Consider the following 20,038-nt stretch of genomic DNA (forward strand, 5'->3'; position numbering starts at 1 on the left):
CGCGTCCTAGGCGACGAGCTTTGACAAATCCGCCGCCGCGTGTCGCATCGGTTCTAGATACTCCATCGCCCGCTCGATGCTGAACCGCTGCGTCGGCGCGTGAAAGGCCAGTGTTGCCATCAGCCGGTCGTTGACATCAAGGATCGGCACAGCCAGAGCGATCATATCCTCCATGAACTCTTCGCGGTCGAGCGAGTAGCCTTGCTCGCGCACACGCTGGATCTCGGCCAAAAGGGCATCGGGGTCGGTCAGGGTGTTGGCGGTGCGGGCAACAATATCTGTCGCAGAGAGATAGCGCACCAGGTGGCTGCGCGCCAAAGTGCTCAGATACATCTTGCCACTGGCCGTGCAATAAAACGGCACACGCGTGCCGATCGGCAATTGTATCCGGAGCGGCCATTGTGTCTCAACGCGCTCTAGATAGATCATGGCATCGCGGTCCGGTAAGGCGATGTTGCAGGTCTCGCCTATTTCGCCGCTCAACCGCTTAAGGATTGCCTGCCGCGCTGTGCGGATGCGCAGCGACGACAGGATACCCCCGGCCATGCTGCGCAGGCGCGGACCCGGGGAATAAGTCCGCCCATCCATGTCGCGTTGCAGAAACCCTTCCTCTTCGAGTGTAGCGAAAAGGCGGTGGATCGTCGGCTTGGGCAGGCCAAGCGCTGCGTTGATCTCGGTGGGCGTGACGGGCACGCCCACGCGCGCGATCTCCTCGAGCACAAGCAGGAGCCTCAGATTGGTGGGAATGGTCCCTGCGTCGTCACAATCCATGTCCTGACCTTTCTCACCGTTGCGGAAGCAGCGCTGTGGATAGGGAAGGTACCAGAGCCACAAGCACCCAAACCGACAACAGCGCCACAAGATAAGGCACGATGTAGCGCAAGAGCTTGAAATAGGGAACGCCCGTCACCCCAGAGGCGACATAGAGGTTCAGCCCATAGGGCGGCGTGACAAAGCCGATAGAGGCCCCGACAAGGAAGATCACCGCAAACTGCACCGGCTCAACCCCGACGGAATGGGCGATAGGGGCCAGAATAGGGGCCAGAATGATCGTCACAGGCAGGCTTTCCAGCACCATGCCACAGACAAACACAATCGCCATCGCGGTAAAGAGCACCGCATAATACCCGCCCATCGAGGTCACGAAATTACCAATGACTTCCTGTGCCCCCAGAACCGACAGGATCTGTTGCATCACGACTGAAACCGCGATGAGAGGGGCAAGAATACCGGTGATTTGCGCCGAGCGCATGGTGATAGAAGGCAATTCCAACGGGCTGAACCCTTCGACGACCAGCATCTCCGAGATTTTCTTTTCGCTCACGTCACGCCCTTTGGCACCGCCCATCAGCTTGTAAAGCGGCAGGCTGATAAAGCCCACGATCACGCAAAAGCCCACGGTCACGCCCGCCGCCTCTGTCGGAGAGAATTTGCCGGTGTAGATGCCCCAAAGAACAAGGCCGATGGCAAAGAACCCAAGCCATGCGCCAATGGCGGTTTTGAAAACGCGCAGGGGGCTGAGGGGAATGAGGAACCCCCAGCCATTACGCCAGCAGATCAGAAAGGCGGCGAACATCATCGCCAAAACCATCAGTGCGCCGGGAATGATCCCCGCAACGAACAGTTCCGAAATCGGCAGGTTGAGCAGAAAGCCGTAAACGATGAAAATGATCGACGGTGGGATGATGATGCCGACAGTCCCCCCCGCCGCCGCCGTCGCCGCCGAAAAGCGCGCATCATACCCGCCCTTGATCATCTCGGGATGCAGCATCGAGCCGATGGTCGCGGTCGTGGCCGAGTTAGAGCCCGAGATTGCGGCAAAGAGCCCACAAGCGCCAAGCGCCGCCATAGCCAATCCGCCGCGTATCCACCCTAGGCAGGCATAGGCAAAATCACTCAGGCGCCGCGCAATGCCTGAGCGGTTGATCAAGTCTCCCGTCAGGATGAACAGCGGCATCGCCAAAAGCGCAAAGCCGTCCGTGAACACATCGCCCAATGCGCCCCCAATATTCTGGAGCGGCATACCAAGGACAAATGACACACCGATCACCCAGTAACCGATGACCAGAAACACCGGCACACCCAGCATGAAAAGGAACGTCACCCCAATGGAAATGGCGGTGATGAGGGTTGGGTCGCTCATATCAGTCGCCTCCGATCACAGCTTGGGTGATCAAGGTCTCACCACTACGGAAATTGGCAATATCGGTCAGGACATTCTCGATCACCCGCGCCACCAGCGTGGTAAAGGCCAAAGGCACGGACAAAAGGAACCACCATTGCATGACATTGTCGGTGCCCAGCATGATTTGGAAATTCGCTGCCGAATTGATCGCCACCTTGGTCGAGGTAACGACCACGACCCAGGAAAACCCGGTCCAGAGCAATGCATCCAGCATGAGGCAGGCCATTTGTCCCGTGCGCGACATCGCGTTGCGGAATTCGGCAAAGGCCAGATGCGTGCGCAGCTTGACGTTATAGCTGCACCCGAAATACGTCATGATCAGAAAAAGAAAGGGCGGCAGGGTGGTCGACCATGGGACCTGTTGTGACAAGACGAAACGGCGAAACACCTCGACAAAGATGATCCCGCCAATGGCCAAATAAGACACGACCATGATCGTCTTTTCCAGATTACGCTCTGACCAAGGGCTGAAGCGATAGAACACCAGAATCAACAAGGCCAGCGCCAGCATCGCCGCCAGCCCAAGCGGCCAAGCCGCCGGTTCGTTCATCGCCTGACTCAACATCCAGGAATCGCCTGCCATGAGGGCACTCATGATATCGCCTGTGCCCTGAAACCAGCCGGTCATGCCCGTTCCTCCCTTTGGGTTGCCGTATGTATTCGCCGCACGTCTCGGCGGCTTGGGGTAACGGGCCGCGCGGATGGCGCGACCCGATCAGAGCCTATCGCGTCAGGCTGACCGCCACCAGCGGCGCGGCTCGACATTCTCGGGCAAGGTATCCACAGGAATCTCGCGGGCCACGTTGTAGATTTCTTGATAGGTGTCGATGCCACCAGCCCAGCCATTGAGACGCTCACGCCACTGCGCCCATGGCTCTGGATTGAACTCGGGCGAGCACATTTCTTCGGCCATCTTGATCTGATCGTCCGCCAGAAACGCCGGGCGCACATTGTTCTGGGCAAAGATGGTGCCGGGCAGTTGCGGGTCAGAGAAGCCAACGGTCTTGACCAGCGCCGCCTCATTGGCCGCCTGCACATGAACCTGCGCCAGATAGGCGGATTCCATGATGGCATCCTGCAAATGCGGCTCCATCGCGTCAAACACCTTGACCGACATGGAGGTATGTTCCGTGCCACAGAAGAACCGCAGGTCAACCGATTGGCTGACAACGGGGGCCATGTTGGCATAGGCCACAGCAGAGGCCCAGGTTTCCGCGCCGTCAATGAGGCCCTGCTTGAGTCCGTCCAGTGTTTCTTCCCAAGCCACCGGCACCGGGTTGAGGTTGAGCAACTGCATGGCGATACGGCCCAACTGTGTGCCAGTCACGCGGTTCTTGGTGCCAAACAGCTCTTCCAGCTTGGTGACGGTGGGTTTGTCAGCAAAGGACTGACCCATCTGGAGGCCGCGCAATTCGCAATGCGAGAACAGAAACTTCAGCCCATGCCGACTTTCTAGTGGTTCACGCAAAATCTTTTGCGAAGCGGGGCTATAGAGGAAATGATACTGCGCGGCGCGGCTCGGGAACATATAGGCATAGTCGAGCACGTTGAGATAGGGCGCGCCCCCGGCCGAGTTCTGCGTCGAGGCGGCATACATATCCACCACGCCGGTCTGGGTTTTTTCCACGCAGTTGAGCTGGCCACAGATCTGGTTGTCGCCGATGAACTCTACACGGATTTCGCCGTCAGTGCGTTCTTCCAGATCGCGGGCGAATTCCAGAACGCCGGCGCGCTCGATCAGCAGGTTGCGCGCGTTAAACCCCGAAGCCCCCAGTTTCAGCGTATGTTTCGGCTCTTTGCCAAAGCGTTTTTCATAGGTGCTCTCGGCGGCCCGCGCCACCGACGAAAGCGAGACCGCCCCCGTCAGCGCCCCGGCCCCCAACACAACGGATGATAGGCCAAACTGACCTGACAGACGGAACAGGTCCCTGCGGGAAATTCCGCTCAGGGCTTTCGATACTTTCATGGTCTCCTCCCTATTTTGCAATTTTGATACTTGCAGTCTCAATAATGATCGAATTATCCTTGATCTGGCAAGGAGATTTTTTCCTTGCGCCAAGATTGAGCAAGGAGGCCCGGAATGTCGGAGATTTCAGCGGACTACGTGATCGTCGGCGCGGGTTCTGCCGGATGTGTTCTGGCGAATCGCCTCTCTGCAGATCCTCGGAACACGGTTATTCTGCTTGAGGCGGGTGGGCGCGATTGGAACCCGTGGATTCACATTCCGGTTGGGTATTTCAAAACGATGCATAACCCTGCGGTGGACTGGTGCTATCGCACGGAGCCAGATCCGGGGCTCAATGGCCGCGCACTAGACTGGCCACGTGGCAAAGTTTTAGGGGGCTCATCCTCGCTCAACGGTTTGCTTTATGTGCGCGGACAGCCGCAGGATTACGACCGTTGGGCGCAAATGGGCAATCCCGGCTGGGGATGGGACGATGTGCTGCCGCTCTTCAAGCGCTCCGAGCGACAGGAACGCGGTGCCGATGAGTATCACGGCGATCAGGGCACGCTTTGGGTGTCGAACATGCGCCTGCAAAGGCCCATCTGCGATGCCTGGGTCGCGGCGGCACAAGAGGCGGGCTATCCATTCAACCCCGATTACAATGGGGCCACCCAAGAAGGCGTGGGATATTTCCAACTGACAACGCGCAATGGCAGGCGGTGTTCTGCTGCCGTGGCATTCCTCAACCCGGCGCGCAAAAGACCGAACCTGACCATCATCACCCATGCGCAAGCCAGCCGTATCATGCTGGAGGGGCGACGTGCTGTTGGCGTGGCCTACCGTGACCGGGCGGGGTTGGATCAGGTGGTCAAGGCCGGACGCGAGGTCATCCTATCCTCAGGCGCGATTGGTTCGCCGCAACTCTTGATGCTCTCGGGCATCGGAGAGGCGGCGCATTTGCAGGATCACGGCATCGAGGTGCGCCAGAATCTGCGCGCCGTGGGCCGCAACATGCAGGACCATCTGCAAGCGCGTCTGGTGTTCAAGTGCCATGATGCCACGTTGAATGACGAGGTGCGCAGCCTGTCCAATCAGGCGCGGATCGCCCTGAAGTATGCTCTTTTTCGCTCGGGCCCCATGGCCATGGCCGCAAGTCTTGCCACGGGCTTTATGCGTACGGGCGACCATGTCGAGACACCAGACATTCAGTTTCACGTCCAGCCATGGTCCGCCGACAGCCCCGGCGAAGGGGTGCATCGCTTTTCGGCCTTTACCATGTCGGTCTGTCAATTGCGGCCCGAAAGCCGCGGGGAAATCCGCCTCGCCTCATCGGACCCGCGGAAGTATCCCAAGATCATTCCAAATTACCTCTCGACCGAGACCGACTGCAGGACCATCGTCGAAGGAATAAGGATTGCCCGTCGCATTGCGCGCTGCGCGCCGCTGACCTCCAAGATCTCAGAAGAATTTCGCCCAGACCGCACGCTGGATCTGGACGATTACGAAGGCACGCTCGACTGGGCGCGGCGCTATTCGACAACGATCTATCACCCGACAGGCACCTGCAAGATGGGACAGGGGCCAGATACCGTCGTCGATGCCCGGCTCCGGGTGCATGGCATCGACGGGCTGCGCGTGGCGGATTGTTCGATCATGCCCGAGATCGTGTCAGGTAACACCAACGCCCCCGCGATCATGATCGGCGAGAAAGCCTCGGACATGATCCTTGCGGATCTCGCGGCGGGCTGAGTCCTACTCAGCCCTTCCAGATCGGGTTGGACCATGCGCGCTTGCCTGCCGCGTCCACCACAGTGACCCGCAGCCAAGGTGAGGCGACGCAGCGGGGGTCAAGGGTAACGCGCGCGCGGGTCATGGAATGGCCATGCACCGCCACCCCGGCTGATCCGTGGCCCAGCACGATCACCGCAGACGCAGCAGAGCATTCAACCTCGACCGCCCCGTCTTCCAGATGCAGCGCGCGAATTTCAGGACCTTGGCTGGAATAAAACAGCCCCGCCTTGAGTGCGGCAAGCAGAGCCTCGGGGCTGTTTTCCTCTGCCTTGACCATGACCCAGCCACCGAAATGATCTGGTTCCGAGAAATGCGCGTCATCTGTGGCAATCAAGCTCAGACGCCGCCCCTCGCTCAGCAAGAGGTCGGCAATCCCAAATCCGTCTCCCCGGTCACAGCCCATATGACATCCATGGTTGTAAATCTCGACCGCATGCGCCGCCGTAAGACTGCGCGCATCGGCGAGTGTCAGCCCTGACCATTGTGGATGTGCCACGGCGACAAAGGCCCCGGCGGCGATGGCCCGCGCCGCAATCTCGGGTCCGGTTTCCTGATTGGCAACCGGTTTGAACTCGGGGGAATGGGAGGGGGCGAAATCATCCGGCAGACCCACGGCCAGAATATGCCACACCTCTCCATTGACCAAAGCGCCAGAATGCAACTCGGCCCCAAGCAGGGTGGTAAAGCGATTGCTGCGATAGGCGCGGGTATCGGTGATCGGATAGCCGTAGCGCCCGACAAAATGATCGGTCAGCGCCATGAAATCATAGCCCTCGGCGGCATAGCGGCGGCAGACCTCCTCTGGGGGCAACACCCCATCTGAGCGGGTTGAATGGGTGTGCAGATTGCCGCGCCAGAACCGTCCGGGGGCCGAGAATGTGTCGATCATGCCGATGCTCCGTTTGCGGCGCGGCGCTCGCGCTCTTTGAGGATGGCCCAGATCACCGCGCAGGTGATCGTTGCAAGGATAAAGAGAATTCCGATGACATTGACCACCGGCGAAAGACCAAAACGCATACGGGATCCGATTTCCGTTACCAGCGTATGCTGACCGCCGATGGCAAACATAGTGGTGTTGTAATTCTCAAAGCTCTGCAAGAAGGCGATGACAGCGGCCGTGGCGATGGTGGGGCGCAGGAACGGCAGGGTGATCCGGCGAAACGCCTGCAAAGGCGTGGCACCAAGGTCACGCGCCGCCTCTTCCAGCGCTGCATCCTGTCGCTGCAACCGCGCCATGAACATCAGCATCGCGTAAGAGGAAACAAAGGTGGTCTGCGCAAGAATCGCAGTGAACAGCCCCCCCGCCACCTCAAAATTGCGCCAGAAAATTACGGTTGAGATGCCCAAGATGAGTCCGGGCGTCAAAAGCGGCGATACCATCAACGTATAGAGCACCCCAGCCGCCCGGGTGCCCAACCGCCCCAGCAAAAGGGCCCCCGACAACCCCATCGGCAGAGCGAGCGCGATCACGGCCCCCGCAATGATCAGCGAGTTGCGCAGGCCCGACCACATTCGCGCATCCACCCAAAGTTCGCCAAACCAGCCTAGCGTAAATCCCTGCCAGACCGTGACAGACGGCGGCGAATAGGCATTAAATCCCGCTGCAACCATGATCCCGAGCGGCAGGAACATATAGACAAAGAACAGCCCCATATAGAGGCGGAGGATAACACCGCTGCCCTGCCCTCTCATTTCGCAATATCCTTGAGCCGAACCTTGAGCAGCCGCATCATCAGGAAAATGAACCCGGTGCAGACGACCAGCAGGCTAAGCGCATAGGCGGCCCCCACGTTCCAGTTGGTCGCCTGAAAAAAGCGGTTGTAGACCAGTTGCGTGAACCACGGATCAGCGGTGCCGCGCGTCATGATATAAGGCACCGCATAAGACCCCGCCGACAGCATGAATGTCATGATACAGCCTACTGCAATCCCGGGGCGGGCATGCGGCAGCACCACGCGGCGGTGGATTTGAAGGGTTCCGGCCCCCAGATCCCGCGCCGCCTCGATCTGATGGGTATCGAGCGTTTCCAGCACGTTGTAGAGCGGAAAAACCATGAACAGGATATAGGCATAGACCATGGCTATAAAGACGCCAGACCCACTTTCTAGAAAGGGCACCGGGCCAATCCCCACCAGCCCGAGGGCCGCATTGATCGGCCCACCGTAGTTCAGGATCATCTGCCAGGCAAAGACCCGCAGCAGTTCGTTAAGGGCATAGGGCACGATCAGCGCCATCATAATCATCGCGGCCCGGCGCGGCGGCTCTAGCTTGGCGATGGCAAAGGCGATGGGATAGCAGACGACAAAGGCGATGGCCGTCACCGCAAGCGAGGCAAGGATCGTCTTGGCAAAGATTGCAAGATGCGCCTGCCCCATCTGCCCGTAATTGGACAGCGTCCAGGTTTTGACAGGCGTGGTTTCCCGGGCTTCGAGCGTGGCAATCTCGGCCCGAACCGTGTCGCGCTCGGTGTCGATAGCGGCGCGGGCTGTGGCGTCTGCGGCGGCCTGATGGTCCAGCGCGAGAACATCGAGACGATTGTAGAGCCCGTCGATTTTGACCGACAGTTCGGCGGCGCCGTCGGGGCGCTGCATGGTCCAGAACGACTGCTCGATCATGATGATCTGTGGCGCGGCAATCAGGCCCAGAATCCAGACCCCCACCAGAAACACGATCAGTGCCGACAAGGGTGCCCCAAAGGCGCGGCGCAACTCAGTCATGGCCGGTTTCGCCCAAAGGCAGGATCACCCCAGCCTCTTGCGAGAACCCAAGGCGCAACGGGCCCTCCGCAAGGGGGATGCCCCCGCCATTCACGCGGTGCACGGTCAAATGGCTTTGGCCGGTGTCAATGACAAGCGTCGAGAATGCCCCCTCCATATCGCGACGTATGAGGCCACCGGCCAGCATGTTGGCGCGGCTCTCGCCTTCGGTCAGCACATGCAACCGCTCGGGCCGCAAAAAGAGAAACGCTTGTGCGCCAACACCCAAACCCGCCGGATTGAGCGCGACAAAGGCCCCCTCGGGTGTGGCGATGCGGGCGCTTTGCCCGTCTTCCGCCTCGATGCGCCCGGTCAAACGGTTGGTTTCGCCGACAAAGGTTGCAACAAAGGCATCAGTGGGGCGGTCGTAAAGGTCGTCCGCCGTGCCCAATTGCACCAGCCGTCCGGCGTTCATGACGGCCACCCGGTCGGACATGGTCAGCGCCTCGCCCTGATCATGGGTGATATAGACAAAGGTGATGCCAGTCTCGCGCTGTAACTGCTTGAGTTCGGCGCGCATGTGCTGCCGCAGCTTGAGATCCAACGCCGAGAGCGGTTCGTCCAACAGCAGAACCGCCGGTTCAACGGCCAGAGCACGGGCAATCGCCACCCGCTGACGTTGCCCGCCCGACAATTCCGAAGGCAGCTTGTCGGCCTGTTCGCCAAGGGCGACCATCGTGAGCAGTTCAAGCGCCCGCGTGCGGCGTTTGGCCTTGCTCCAGCCGCGCATCTCTAGGCCAAAGGCGACATTCTCCCACACTGGCATCAGGGGAAAGAGCGCGAGATTCTGAAAGATCAGCGCAGTTGGACGGTCCGAGGGCGCAATGCCCGCCATCGACCGGCCACCGATCAATATGCTGCCCTCTGAAGGGTCCAAAAACCCCGAGACAAGGCGCAGAATCGTGGTTTTGCCACAGCCCGAGGGGCCAAGGATCGAGAAAAACTCGCCCGCGCGAATGGTCAGGTCCGTAGGGTGCAGGGCCTGAAAGTCGCCAAAGCGCACGGCGGCTGAGCAGAGGGTGATTTCCATACCGCGAGCGGAAACTGTCATTGGGGTCGTTCCATGAAACGGGCGCGGGGAACTCTCCCCGCGCCACTCTGTCAGCTCAGGCGTTGGTCAGTTTTTCGGAATACTCTTCGCGCACCGCCGAGAACCACGGCGTGAACATCGGCCACCACCACAGGTTCTCGATCGCACCGTTCTGATAGGCAAAGGCAAACGCCGTCTTGTTGGCCTCGCTCAGATGCGCCGATGCGCCGACAGCCGCTGAATTATAGCCGGTCGCATTGGCAAACATGCCGCCGATTTCCGGGCTCATCAGAAAGTTGAGGAACTCATAGGCCTGATCGACATTCTCGGCACCCGAGGGGATCGCAGCGGTATCCATCCACGCCAGAGCGCCCTCTTTCGGGGCGGCATAGCGCCACTTGGGGTCCACATCCATGTGCAGCTTGATGCCGGTCGTATCCCAAGTCTGGCCGATGGTGCAGCCCGCATCGGTAAAGGCACCGGTGGCCTCGGTGGCGTTATTCCAATAAGCGCCGATATTGGCCTTGTTCTTGGCGGCAAAGGCCACGCAGGCATCAAAGATACGGCGCGTGTCTTCTTCGGTCTTGTAGAGATCCATGGCCCGGTTCGACGGCACTTCGCCAATCGAGTCGAGATAGATCGCAAGGGTGATCAGCACTGATTTCTGGCGCATGGCAACCTTGCCATCCAGACCATCAGCCCAGAGATGGGCATAGGACAGATCGGCAGGCGCGACATCGACAGCGCTCGAATCCCACGTCATGCCCTCAGTGCCCCAATCGAACGGCACCAGATAACGCTTGCCGCGATGCGCAGCCCCCAGTTCCAGCGACGAACGCCACAGCGCGGGCTCGATCTGATCCACCTTGAGGCGGCTCTCGTCGATCTCAGACAACAGGTTGCCCTCGTCATAATTGGGACGGGTGTCAACCGAGGGGAAGAGAATGTCAAAGCCCTTGCCGCCAGCGGCGCGCAGCTTGGACGCGGCTTCTTCGTTCGAGCCATAGGTCGAGACATTCACCTTGATGCCGGTGGCCTTGGAAAAGGCTTCGGGGATCTCGCCATTCTGGAAGTAATCGCCCCAAGCAAAAACATTCACCTCGCCAGACGAGGCAAGCGCGCGCCGCGCAATCAGCGGGGTCGCCAGGGCGGCGGCACCCGTGGCCAGCATGGCACGACGGGACAGGGATTGAAGGGGATAGGTCATTCTTGTCTCCTGAGTTTGATCAACTCCGGCCCAAAACTGGCCGAGTTGCTCAGGCGTTTAGAATGCTCAGGCAACAATCACGTGACAGTCCCCGGCTCTTGCCGGGAACTGCCCAAGGTCAATCGCGCGACTTGGCCCGGCCAAAGAGACGCGTCACGATCACAAAGAAGAGCGGCACAAAGACCACGCCCAACACTGTGCCCGAAATGGTCCCGCTCAGCACGCCGGACCCAATGGCATTGCGCCCACCGGACCCTGCGCCAGAACTCAGCACAAGCGGCAGAACGCCAAGAGAGAACGCCATCGAAGTCATGATGATCGGTCGGAACCTTTGACGCGCCGCCTCGATCACCGCCTCCAAAATGGTCTCGCCTGCCTCATAGCGTTCTCGGGCAAACTCTACGATCAGGATCGCATTCTTGCCCGTGAGGCCCACCACCGTCAGCAGCCCCACCTGAAAGAATACTCCATTCTCAAACCCGCCAATCCACGCGCCGGTCAGCGCGCCCACGATGCCGATGGGCATGGCCAACATGACCGCAAAGGGAATTGACCAGCTTTCATAGAGGGCCGCCAATGATAGGAACACCGCCGCCAAAGAAAGCGCGTAGAGCAGCGGTGCCTGATTGCCCGACTCGCGCTCTTCCAGCGACAGCCCGGTCCAGGCCAGCTCATAGCCCTGTCCCAGTTCCGCCACGAGACGCTCCATCTCGGCCATCGCCTCGCCCGTCGACACACCGGGCGCGGGCGAGCCCTGCAACTGCACCGATGGGATGCCGTTGTAACGATAAAGCCCCTGCGCGCCGTAATCCCATCGCCCTTCGGCGAAATTGGAAAACGGCACCAGCCCGCCGCTGGCGTTTCGTACCCGCCATTTGTCAATATCGGTGGGTTGCGCGCGCGCGTCGGCCTCTCCTTGAACATAAACCCGCTTGATCCGGCCCTGATCAAGGAAGTCGTTCACATAGCTGCCCGCCCAAGCAATCTGGAGCAATTGCCCCACATCCGTCGGCGTCAGCCCCATAGCCCCCGCCTTGCGCCAGTCGATATCAAGATTGTATTGCGCCGCATCCTCTAGCCCGTTGGGCCGAGCCGAGGCGATAAGATCGCTTTGCGCCGCCATGCCCAGCAGCTGATTGCGCGCGGCCATCAGATCGGCATGGCTTTGCCCCGCCCGCGCTTGCAGGTAGAAATCAAAGCCCGACACATTGCCCAGCTCGATCACCGAGGGCGGCACGACCGGGAACACCATCGCATCACGGATTTGGCTAAAGGCCCCAAAGGCACGGCCCGCCAAGGCCTGCACGCTCTGTCCCGGTTCGGTCCGCTCTTCCCAATCCTTGAGCTGAACAAAGGCCAGACCCATGTTCTGCCCATTCCCCGAAAAGCTGAAGCCGACGACGCCGAACATCGAGTTCACAACATCGGTTTCTTGTTCGAGATAATAATCCTCGACCTGCTTGATCACCTCCAGCGTGCGCTCGGCGCTTGATCCGGTAGGGGTTTGGATGAGGGTAAAGAGAATGCCCTGGTCTTCTTCGGGCAGGAACCCGGTGGGCGTGCGCAGGAACATCAGCGCCATGCCCAACGCCAACGCCAAATAGACGACGAACACCCGCACCGGGCGGCGCACCGACCAGCCCACCGCGCCGCCATAGCCATTGGTCAGCTTACCAAAGCCGGTGTTGAACCACGCAAACGGTCCGCGCGTCGCACCATGGCCGTTCTTGGCCTTGAGCAGGGACGCGCAGAGCGCGGGCGTGAGCGTGATCGCAACCACCACCGACAGCGCCATGGCGGACACGATGGTGATCGCGAATTGCTGATAGATCACACCGGTCGAGCCGGGAAAGAACGCCATTGGCACGAACACCGCCGAAAGCACCATGGCAATACCCACCAGCGCTCCGGTGATCTGGCCCATGGATTTATGCGTGGCCTCACGCGGGCCAAGGCCCTCTTCCTCCATGATACGCTCGACATTTTCAACAACGACAATCGCGTCATCAACCAAAAGGCCGATCGCCAGCACCATCGCCAGCATCGTCAGCGTGTTGATCGAGAACCCCGCCGCCGCCAGCACCCCGAAGGTGCCCAACAAGACAACAGGCACCGCGAGGGTAGGGATAAGCGTCGCGCGCAGGTTTTGCAGGAAGAGGAACATCACGAGAAACACAAGACCAATCGCCTCGAACAGGGTCTTGACCACTTCCTTGATCGAAATCTCGACAAAGGGCGTGGTGTCATAGGGGATCACGTAATCCACACCTTCGGGAAAGAAGCGGGCGAATTCGACCATCCGCTCCTTGATCGCGCGCGCCGTATCGAGGGCATTCGCCCCCGGTGCCAGCGTGATCGCCATACCTGCCGCAGGGTCGGTGTTGAACCGCGCCGTCGTGGCATAGTTTTCCGCCCCAATCTCGACCCGCGCCACATCGTCGAGCAACACGAGGCCGCCGTCAGTCTCGGCACGCAGCACGATCTGACGGAAATCCTCAGGCGTGCTGAGCAGCGATTGCGCGGTGATCGTGGCGTTGAGTTGTTGGCCTTCGACCGCCGGTTGCGCGCCAAAGGCACCAGCAGAAATCTGCGCGTTCTGCGCCGAAACCGCCGCCACAACGTCTGACGGCGTCAGGCCGAATCCCGCCAGCTTGGACGGGTCGAGCCAGATCCGCATCGCATATTGCGCACCAAAAACGTTGACCGATCCGACCCCCTCGGTCCGACTTAGTTCATCAACAAGGTTGGTGACCATGTAATCCGACAGGTCCACCTGATCGAGCGTGCCATCGGTCGAGATCATCCCCACCACCATCAGGAAGCCTGCCGAGGATTTCTCGACCGTGATCCCCTGACGCTGCACAATCTCGGGCAAGAGTGGCGTGGCCTGACCCAGCTTGTTCTGAACCTGCACCTGCGCAATATCCGCATCGGTGCCCGTCTCAAAGGTCAGCGTCACCTCGGCACTGCCCGCCGAGGTCGAGCGAGACGAGAAATAGCGCAGGCCGTCGAGCCCAGTCATCTGCTGCTCGATCACCTGTGTGACCGTATTGGCCACAGTATCGGCCGAGGCCCCGGGATAATTGGCGGTGACCGTGACAGAAGGCGGCGCGATTTGCGGATATTGCGCCACAGGCAGGATCAGGATGGCCAGCACCCCGACCCCCATGATCAGGATCGAAATGACCCATGCGAACACCGGGCGGTCGATAAAAAAGCTGGCCATTCGGAATATCCTCTGCCCGGTCGGTTATTGTTGTTGTGCGGCGGCGCGCTCTTCAGGCGTCACGGTCGCCCCCGGTGCGGTTTTCTGGAACCCTGCCACCATCACACGATCACCAGGGTTCAACCCCTCATCCACCACCCAGGCATTGCCACGGTCTTGGATGATGTTCAGCGCGCGCTCCTCGATCACACCGTCGCCATTGACCACCCAAGCAAGCGGACGACCGCGCCGATCGCGAACCACGCCCTCTTGCGGCACGAGGTACACATCGCGCGCCACTTCAACCGGCATGTCCACCTGCACATACATCCCCGGCAGCAAAAGAAGATCAGGATTGTCGAACTGCATCCGCAGCGTGACAACCCCGGTTTGCGGATTCACATTGGGCTCCGCCGCCTTGAGCTGACCTGTTTCGCTATAGTCCGAGCCATCCGCCAGCTTGAGCCGCACCGTGGCATCCGCATCCTCAAGCTCGCGCTCCGTCTCACCGCGCCGCCACCGCAAGAGGTCTGCAGCGGATTGCGTCACCTCGACATAAACCGGATTGATGTTGCGGATCACAGTCAAAGGCTGGGCTTGGCTTGCGGTCACAAGCGCACCCTGCGAGGTTAATGACAGGCCTATCCGCCCCGACAGGCGGGCCCGAATAGTTGTGCGTGACAGCTCGATTTCCGCAGAATTGAGCTGTGCTTCGGCGAGTTCCAGCCCTGCTGCCGCCGCATCGCGGGTCGATGTCGCCTCGTCAAGCGCCTGCTCGCTGGCGACATTTCGGGATTGCAGTTCCACCAAACGTCTCGCCTCGCGCTCTGGCGCGCGCAGCTGCGCTGCGGCCTGCGCCACACCGGCACGCGACTGCCGCACAGTGGCCTCATAGGTGGCCTTGTCGATCTGATAGAGGGGATCACCGATGGTCACATCAGCCCCTTCTTCGAACAGGCGTTCCGTGATGATCCCATTGACCTGCGGACGCACCTCAGCCTCTGCCGAAGCTGCCACGCGCCCCGGCAAGAGCGACGTCAAGGTCACATCCTGCGGCGCAAGCGTTACAACGGTCACGGGTGTCGGCCCCTGGGCCTGTTGCGCAATGGCAAATCCCGGCACAAAGCCAGCACAGAGCGCGAGCACGCGGATCATTCGGGGAAACGCAGCCATCAGAGACCCTTTCACGATATGGATTGGCAGAACGGCGTCCAGTCAGATATAAAACGCGTGCGTTTTATAAATATGACAAACGGGCAAATGGCAACAGCACAGCGCCATGCGCACAACCAATGTGCGAAAATGAGGCCACGTGATGCGAGATGGCACACGACGCGAGCAAGCCCAGAGCAAGATCCGGCGCGGACGCCCGGTCACACGCAGTTGCGAAGACCGGCGCGACGCCATTTTTGCCTCACTCGAAGCGGTGCATGCCGAGCGCGGTCTAGACGGGGCCACGATGGAGGCAATCGCCGCCCATGCAGGAATGTCCAAGCGGACGCTCTATGCCGCTTTTTCCAGCCGCAGCGCGCTCTTTCGGGCCTATATCAACAAGGTGGCCGATGCGTTCATCCGTCCGCTGCCCGACGCCGACACGGCCCTGCCCATCGCCGCGAGACTTGAGCGTGTGTTATCCCAAGGTGTCCGGCATCAGGGTTATGGCTTGCCGCTGGAAATCCTGCGCGCCTTCATAGCACAGGTGCCGCAGGCACCGGATATAGGCCGCGATCTGGTCCAAACCCTGATGCGACGTGATCTGTCGATCCTCAAGGCCGAGTTGGACCGTGGTCTTGACCGAAGTGAAATTGCGGTTGCAGATACCACCGACGCGGCGCTCCTTCTGCTCGATATGGTGCGGCCATGGCCGCTGGAGTCTCTGCTGGATCCCACCTGTCTTGCAACACCAGAGGCCCTTGCCATGCGGCAAAGATTGGCAATCCGGGTGTTTCTCAACGGCCTTGTGCCTTAGTTGCCCGGCACTCCAGCCACCAGGACCAGGGGTGGCTGCACCTGCAATCCCCCCTCCTCAACGATGAAATCGACAATGGCATCAACGCCCAAGCCGCGCCGCAATTGCGCCAGCACATAGGGCCTGCCAGCGCGGGCCTGCGCCGTATCCGCCTCAAGACGCACCAGATCGACGCCAACATAGGGGGCAAGATCGGTCTTGTTCACCACCAACAGGCCCGATTTCGTTACCCCCGGCCCACGTTTGCGCGGAATGTCCTGACCGGCGGCAGTATCAATCACATAAAGGGTAATATCCGCCAATTCCGGGCTGAACGTCGCGGCAAGGTTGTCACCGCCAGACTCGATCAGGATGAGATCGAGATCAGGAAAGGCGGCCGTCAGCTCCTCCACTGCGGCCAGATTGATAGAGGCATCTTCGCGAATGGCCGTATGCGGGCAGCCGCCGGTTTCCACCCCGCGAATGCGGTCTGCGGGCAGGACCTGCGCACGCAAGAGGTATTCGGCATCCTCGCGGGTGTAAATGTCATTGGTGATAACCGCCATCGAACAGCGCGGCGCCAGCGCACGCGCCAGCATTTCGGTCAGCGTCGTCTTGCCCGCGCCCACTGGGCCACCGATCCCCACACGCAGCGGGCCATTCATGCTCTTGCCTGTCATGTCCGGAATATCCTCACGTCCTGAGTTTCATGTCGCAACGCCGCAAGATCACCCGCCAGCGCACAGGTCCCGATCTCGTCAAGGGTGGCTCGCGCCGCCCGAATGGACTGCGCGTGAATATCCGGCAAAAGCCGCGCCAACACAGCCTGCCCTTCGGTCTGACCCAATGGCACGTGGCGGACGCTGATGGTCACAAGGTTCCCGACAAAGCCATGCAGATAAAGCGCGATCACATCGCGCTTGGGCAGGTCCAGCGCCGCCGCCGCCTCGCCCACCGCCACAGGTAGGAAACGCGCGGGCAAGGCGCGCCCAGTGATCCCCGCCACGCATCGCGCCAGTGCCGCCCCCTGTTCCCGGCTTTCCTGCAAGCGTTCGGCGCAGGGTTGCAGCGCGCGTGCCAGATCGTCGAGCCTGTCACATTCCCCATCCAGCGCATGGGCCAGCAGCACCGCATCTTGCCAGCCAGCGCCGTATCGCAGGATATTGCCAAGCCACACCACAAGGCTTGCGGCATCCCGCACCGTGCCTGCCGCAATCTCAGCCTCCAGACCATGTGAATAGGCAAACGCCCCGGTTGGAAACGCTGGCGAGAGCCATTGCACAAGCGTGAGATGCGCAGGGCTGAGCATCAGGCGTGGCTGTGATGGGCGCGGCTGTGATCCCCGTGGTCATGCCCCATGGTCCGCCCCTTGCCATAGGCCCCGCCCTCGGGCCGGAACGGGCCAGTGACGGGCGTCAGCTTTGCACCCAGATAGGCCAGCATCGCCTCGATCACGTGGTCGCGGCGGATACACAGATGATCCGCGCCAATCTGGCAAGGCGTGTGCCGGTTGCCGATATGCCAAGCCAGCCGCGCAAGATCGCCACGCACCTCAATCAGATCTTCGGGTGCGGCCTCGACCGCCACCGCGCGCCCATCGTCGAGCGCAAAGCCCCAGTGATCGTCAAGGTTCGTCACCTCTGCCAGATCGACAAGAAATGCCAGGCCATCCCGCCCCACCAGCCGCTTGCGGCGCATCAGCCGCGCGTCATAATCCAACACGACCGTGTCAGACACCCGATCAGGGGCGTGATGAAGCAGGTGGCGGGCAACAGGCAGGTCGGTCATGGCAGGCCCTCAGAACATGAAATAGCGTTGTGCCAGCGGCAACTCAGAGGCTGGTTCGCAAGTGAGCAATTCGCCATTGGCGCGCACTTCGTAAGTTTCCGGCTGCACGTCGACCTCAGGAGTGAGGCTGTTGTGGATCATATCGCGCTTGGTGATCTTGCGGGTATTGGCGACGGCGAGGGTCTCTTTGGCCAGACCCAAGGCCGCGCCGATCCCCTCGGCCTGCGCTGCGGCACTGACAAAGAGCACGGCAGAGCGTTCCACCGCCCGCCCATAGGCCCCGAACATGGGCCGCGAATAAACCGGCTGGGGCGTGGGAATAGATGCATTGGGATCACCCATCTGCGCCAAAACGATCGTGCCGCCCATCAGCACCATTTCCGGCTTTGCACCAAAAAACGCCGGGCTCCAGAGGACAAGATCAGCGCGCTTGCCGGGGCTGACACTTCCGATATGGGCGCTCATCCCGTGCACAATGGCGGGGTTGATGGTGTATTTCGCGATATAGCGTTTCACCCGCATGTTGTCGTTGTCGCCGGTCTCTTCCGGCAACCGCCCACGCTGCTTGCGCATTTTTGAGGCGGTTTGCCATGTGCGGATGATCACCTCGCCCACGCGCCCCATCGCCTGACTGTCCGAGGCCATGACAGAAAACGCGCCCATGTCGTGCAGGATATCCTCGGCGGCGATGGTTTCACGCCGGATCCGGCTCTCGGCAAAGGCCACATCCTCGGGGATCGCTTTGTCCAGATGGTGACAGACCATCAGCATATCGAGATGTTCCTCGATCGTGTTGACAGTGTAGGGCATGGTCGGGTTGGTCGAAGACGGCAGGATATGTTCATAGCCCACCACTTTCATGATGTCCGGCGCGTGCCCGCCGCCTGCGCCCTCGGTGTGAAAGGCGTGGATGGTGCGGCCTTTGATGGCGGCAAGGGTGTTTTCCACAAAGCCGCTTTCATTCAGCGTGTCGGTGTGGATCATCACTTGCACATCCATGTCATCGGCAACACTCAGGCAGCAATCAATCGCACCGGGCGTGGTGCCCCAATCCTCGTGCAGCTTCATCGCGCAGGCCCCCGCGCGGATCATTTCGATCAGCGCCTCGGGTTGGCTCGCATTGCCCTTGGATGACAGGCCGAAATTCATCGGAAACGCATCCAGCGATTGCAGCATCCGCCCGATATGCCACGCTCCCGGCGTGCAGGTTGTGGCAAGCGTGCCATGCGCGGGGCCGGTGCCGCCACCCAGCATGGTGGTGATCCCGGAATGCAGCGCATCCTCGATTTGCTGCGGGCAGATGAAGTGGATATGCGCATCAAAGCCACCCGGAGTAAGGATCTTGCCTTCTCCGGCGATGATCTCGGTGCCCGGACCGATGATGATATCGACACCCGATTGCGTGTCTGGGTTACCCGCCTTGCCTATGGCGGCAATCAAGCCATCGCGCAGGCCGACATCCGCCTTGGTGATCCCTTGATGATCGACGATCAGCGCGTTGGTGATGACGGTATCCATCGCACCCCCGGCGCGGGGGATCTGGCTCTGGCCCATCCCGTCGCGGATCACCTTGCCGCCGCCGAATTTAACCTCTTCGCCATAGGTGGTCAGATCACGCTCTACCTCGATGATGAGATCGGTATCACCAAGCCGCAGCCGGTCGCCCGTGGTGGGGCCATACATGGCGGCATAGGCAGAGCGGGGGATCGCATAGGGCATCTAGAGGTCTCCCATCACCTGTTGATTAAAGCCGAACACCCGCCGCGCGCCGCCGTAGGGGATCAGCCGCACCTCGCGGCTTTGCCCCGGCTCGAACCGGACGGCGGTGCCAGCAGGAATATCCAGACGCTGGCCGCGCGCCGCGTCGCGGTCAAAGCTGAGGCCACTATTGGCCTCGGCGAAATGGTAATGGCTGCCGACTTGAACTGGTCTGTCGCCGGTATTGGCAACCATCAGCACGGTCACCGGAGCGCCTGCATTCAGGGTGATGTCACCGTCGGCGGGCAACACCTCGCCGGGGATCATTTGCGCCTCCGACCCAGCACATAGCCGCCAGCAGCTGCAATCACCCCGACAACGCCAAGCCACATTGCGTCAATCCCATGCGGGTGCAGATGCGGACCAGGGTCGGCCAGTGCCAGCGTCGGTGTGATAAGGAAAAAGGCAACGGGATAGCGCATGAT

19 protein-coding genes are annotated in these 20,038 nt (G+C 60.8%); 2 read left to right on the forward strand and 17 right to left on the reverse strand.

The features are described from left to right. Positions 1–6: 6 nt before the first annotated feature. The 4 genes from RAK1035_RS02835 to RAK1035_RS02850 all read right to left on the reverse strand — a co-directional run bounded on the left by RAK1035_RS02835 (position 7) and on the right by RAK1035_RS02850 (position 4,151). On the reverse strand, positions 7–771 hold the full coding sequence (locus RAK1035_RS02835) for an IclR family transcriptional regulator (protein ID WP_008279399.1): 765 nt from the start codon (positions 769–771) through the stop codon (positions 7–9). Positions 772–784: 13 nt separating this feature from the next. Then, on the reverse strand, positions 785–2,143 hold the full coding sequence (locus RAK1035_RS02840; protein ID WP_008279400.1) for a TRAP transporter large permease: 1,359 nt from the start codon (positions 2,141–2,143) through the stop codon (positions 785–787). Between the two features lies 1 nt (position 2,144). Then, positions 2,145–2,813, reverse strand: coding sequence for a TRAP transporter small permease (locus RAK1035_RS02845; RefSeq protein ID WP_008279401.1), 669 nt, complete (start codon positions 2,811–2,813; stop codon positions 2,145–2,147). Between the two features lie 102 nt (positions 2,814–2,915). Next, positions 2,916–4,151, reverse strand: a complete 1,236-nt coding sequence (locus RAK1035_RS02850) for a TRAP transporter substrate-binding protein (protein WP_037296743.1) — start codon at positions 4,149–4,151, stop codon at positions 2,916–2,918. 114 nt (positions 4,152–4,265) lie between these two features. On the opposite strand from RAK1035_RS02850, the gene RAK1035_RS02855 reads away from it, so the two are divergent. Further along, positions 4,266–5,879, forward strand: a complete 1,614-nt coding sequence (locus RAK1035_RS02855) for a GMC family oxidoreductase (RefSeq protein WP_008279403.1) — start codon at positions 4,266–4,268, stop codon at positions 5,877–5,879. 7 nt (positions 5,880–5,886) lie between these two features. Here RAK1035_RS02855 and RAK1035_RS02860 read toward each other — a convergent pair whose 3' ends face one another. The 7 genes from RAK1035_RS02860 to RAK1035_RS02890 form a co-directional block, all read right to left on the reverse strand. Continuing rightward, entirely contained in the window at positions 5,887–6,810 is a 924-nt protein-coding gene (locus tag RAK1035_RS02860; protein ID WP_008279404.1) for a PHP domain-containing protein, read from the reverse strand. Beyond that, positions 6,807–7,613: an ABC transporter permease gene (locus RAK1035_RS02865; protein ID WP_008279405.1), complete on the reverse strand. Its 807-nt coding sequence runs from the start codon at positions 7,611–7,613 to the stop codon at positions 6,807–6,809. Before RAK1035_RS02865 ends, RAK1035_RS02860 begins: the two co-directional genes overlap by 4 nt. Further along, positions 7,610–8,638: an ABC transporter permease gene (locus RAK1035_RS02870; RefSeq protein WP_008279406.1), complete on the reverse strand. Its 1,029-nt coding sequence runs from the start codon at positions 8,636–8,638 to the stop codon at positions 7,610–7,612. Before RAK1035_RS02870 ends, RAK1035_RS02865 begins: the two co-directional genes overlap by 4 nt. After that, positions 8,631–9,707: an ABC transporter ATP-binding protein gene (locus RAK1035_RS02875; protein ID WP_008279407.1), complete on the reverse strand. Its 1,077-nt coding sequence runs from the start codon at positions 9,705–9,707 to the stop codon at positions 8,631–8,633. Before RAK1035_RS02875 ends, RAK1035_RS02870 begins: the two co-directional genes overlap by 8 nt. 76 nt (positions 9,708–9,783) lie before the next feature. Beyond that, a complete protein-coding gene (locus RAK1035_RS02880; RefSeq protein WP_008279408.1) occupies positions 9,784–10,914 on the reverse strand; it encodes an extracellular solute-binding protein in 1,131 nt (376 codons plus the stop codon). Positions 10,915–11,032: 118 nt separating this feature from the next. Then, positions 11,033–14,140 (reverse strand): efflux RND transporter permease subunit, encoded by a 3,108-nt coding sequence (locus RAK1035_RS02885; RefSeq protein WP_008279409.1) that lies wholly within the window; start codon positions 14,138–14,140, stop codon positions 11,033–11,035. A gap of 24 nt (positions 14,141–14,164) precedes the next feature. Further along, positions 14,165–15,274 carry an efflux RND transporter periplasmic adaptor subunit gene (locus tag RAK1035_RS02890; RefSeq protein WP_008279410.1) on the reverse strand — a complete coding sequence of 370 codons (1,110 nt, stop codon included), beginning with the start codon at positions 15,272–15,274 and terminating at the stop codon, positions 14,165–14,167. A 160-nt stretch (positions 15,275–15,434) separates the two neighbouring features. Between RAK1035_RS02890 and RAK1035_RS02895 the strand changes: the two genes are divergently transcribed. After that, positions 15,435–16,088: a TetR/AcrR family transcriptional regulator gene (locus tag RAK1035_RS02895; RefSeq protein WP_008279411.1), complete on the forward strand. Its 654-nt coding sequence runs from the start codon at positions 15,435–15,437 to the stop codon at positions 16,086–16,088. Here RAK1035_RS02895 and ureG read toward each other — a convergent pair. Genes ureG through RAK1035_RS02925 form a run of 6 tightly spaced genes read right to left on the reverse strand, consistent with a single transcriptional unit; the run spans position 16,085 to position 20,035 of the window. Then, entirely contained in the window at positions 16,085–16,747 is a 663-nt protein-coding gene (ureG, locus tag RAK1035_RS02900; RefSeq protein ID WP_008279412.1) for an urease accessory protein UreG, read from the reverse strand. The genes RAK1035_RS02895 and ureG overlap by 4 nt on opposite strands. Continuing rightward, on the reverse strand, positions 16,744–17,376 hold the full coding sequence (locus RAK1035_RS02905; RefSeq protein WP_008279413.1) for an urease accessory protein UreF: 633 nt from the start codon (positions 17,374–17,376) through the stop codon (positions 16,744–16,746). Before RAK1035_RS02905 ends, ureG begins: the two co-directional genes overlap by 4 nt. Then, positions 17,376–17,855 carry an urease accessory protein UreE gene (locus RAK1035_RS02910; RefSeq protein WP_008279414.1) on the reverse strand — a complete coding sequence of 160 codons (480 nt, stop codon included), beginning with the start codon at positions 17,853–17,855 and terminating at the stop codon, positions 17,376–17,378. The genes RAK1035_RS02905 and RAK1035_RS02910 overlap by 1 nt, the downstream gene beginning before the upstream one ends. 9 nt (positions 17,856–17,864) lie before the next feature. After that, a complete protein-coding gene (gene ureC / locus RAK1035_RS02915; RefSeq protein ID WP_008279415.1) occupies positions 17,865–19,574 on the reverse strand; it encodes an urease subunit alpha in 1,710 nt (569 codons plus the stop codon). After that, the gene (locus RAK1035_RS02920; protein ID WP_008279416.1) at positions 19,575–19,880 is read right to left on the reverse strand and encodes an urease subunit beta; all 306 of its coding nucleotides are present in this window, start codon (positions 19,878–19,880) and stop codon (positions 19,575–19,577) included. It abuts the gene before it with no gap. Continuing rightward, positions 19,877–20,035 (reverse strand): LPXTG cell wall anchor domain-containing protein, encoded by a 159-nt coding sequence (locus RAK1035_RS02925; RefSeq protein WP_008279417.1) that lies wholly within the window; start codon positions 20,033–20,035, stop codon positions 19,877–19,879. The genes RAK1035_RS02920 and RAK1035_RS02925 overlap by 4 nt, the downstream gene beginning before the upstream one ends. Between the last annotated feature and the right edge of the window lie 3 nt (positions 20,036–20,038).

Source organism: Roseovarius sp. AK1035, assembly GCF_003288315.1.
In the GTDB taxonomy this organism is placed as follows: Bacteria; Pseudomonadota; Alphaproteobacteria; order Rhodobacterales; family Rhodobacteraceae; genus Roseovarius; species Roseovarius mucosus_A.

Coding starts and splice junctions, on each gene's coding strand:
- RAK1035_RS02835 (WP_008279399.1), bottom strand. CDS start 771: ATGGATTGTGACGACGCAGGGACCATTCCCACCAATCTGAGGCTCCTG.
- RAK1035_RS02840 (WP_008279400.1), bottom strand. CDS start 2,143: ATGAGCGACCCAACCCTCATCACCGCCATTTCCATTGGGGTGACGTTC.
- RAK1035_RS02845 (WP_008279401.1), bottom strand. CDS start 2,813: ATGACCGGCTGGTTTCAGGGCACAGGCGATATCATGAGTGCCCTCATG.
- RAK1035_RS02850 (WP_037296743.1), bottom strand. CDS start 4,151: ATGAAAGTATCGAAAGCCCTGAGCGGAATTTCCCGCAGGGACCTGTTC.
- RAK1035_RS02855 (WP_008279403.1), top strand. CDS start 4,266: ATGTCGGAGATTTCAGCGGACTACGTGATCGTCGGCGCGGGTTCTGCC.
- RAK1035_RS02860 (WP_008279404.1), bottom strand. CDS start 6,810: ATGATCGACACATTCTCGGCCCCCGGACGGTTCTGGCGCGGCAATCTG.
- RAK1035_RS02865 (WP_008279405.1), bottom strand. CDS start 7,613: ATGAGAGGGCAGGGCAGCGGTGTTATCCTCCGCCTCTATATGGGGCTG.
- RAK1035_RS02870 (WP_008279406.1), bottom strand. CDS start 8,638: ATGACTGAGTTGCGCCGCGCCTTTGGGGCACCCTTGTCGGCACTGATC.
- RAK1035_RS02875 (WP_008279407.1), bottom strand. CDS start 9,707: ATGGAAATCACCCTCTGCTCAGCCGCCGTGCGCTTTGGCGACTTTCAG.
- RAK1035_RS02880 (WP_008279408.1), bottom strand. CDS start 10,914: ATGACCTATCCCCTTCAATCCCTGTCCCGTCGTGCCATGCTGGCCACG.
- RAK1035_RS02885 (WP_008279409.1), bottom strand. CDS start 14,140: ATGGCCAGCTTTTTTATCGACCGCCCGGTGTTCGCATGGGTCATTTCG.
- RAK1035_RS02890 (WP_008279410.1), bottom strand. CDS start 15,274: ATGATCCGCGTGCTCGCGCTCTGTGCTGGCTTTGTGCCGGGATTTGCC.
- RAK1035_RS02895 (WP_008279411.1), top strand. CDS start 15,435: ATGCGAGATGGCACACGACGCGAGCAAGCCCAGAGCAAGATCCGGCGC.
- ureG (WP_008279412.1), bottom strand. CDS start 16,747: ATGACAGGCAAGAGCATGAATGGCCCGCTGCGTGTGGGGATCGGTGGC.
- RAK1035_RS02905 (WP_008279413.1), bottom strand. CDS start 17,376: ATGCTCAGCCCTGCGCATCTCACGCTTGTGCAATGGCTCTCGCCAGCG.
- RAK1035_RS02910 (WP_008279414.1), bottom strand. CDS start 17,855: ATGACCGACCTGCCTGTTGCCCGCCACCTGCTTCATCACGCCCCTGAT.
- ureC (WP_008279415.1), bottom strand. CDS start 19,574: ATGCCCTATGCGATCCCCCGCTCTGCCTATGCCGCCATGTATGGCCCC.
- RAK1035_RS02920 (WP_008279416.1), bottom strand. CDS start 19,880: ATGATCCCCGGCGAGGTGTTGCCCGCCGACGGTGACATCACCCTGAAT.
- RAK1035_RS02925 (WP_008279417.1), bottom strand. CDS start 20,035: ATGCGCTATCCCGTTGCCTTTTTCCTTATCACACCGACGCTGGCACTG.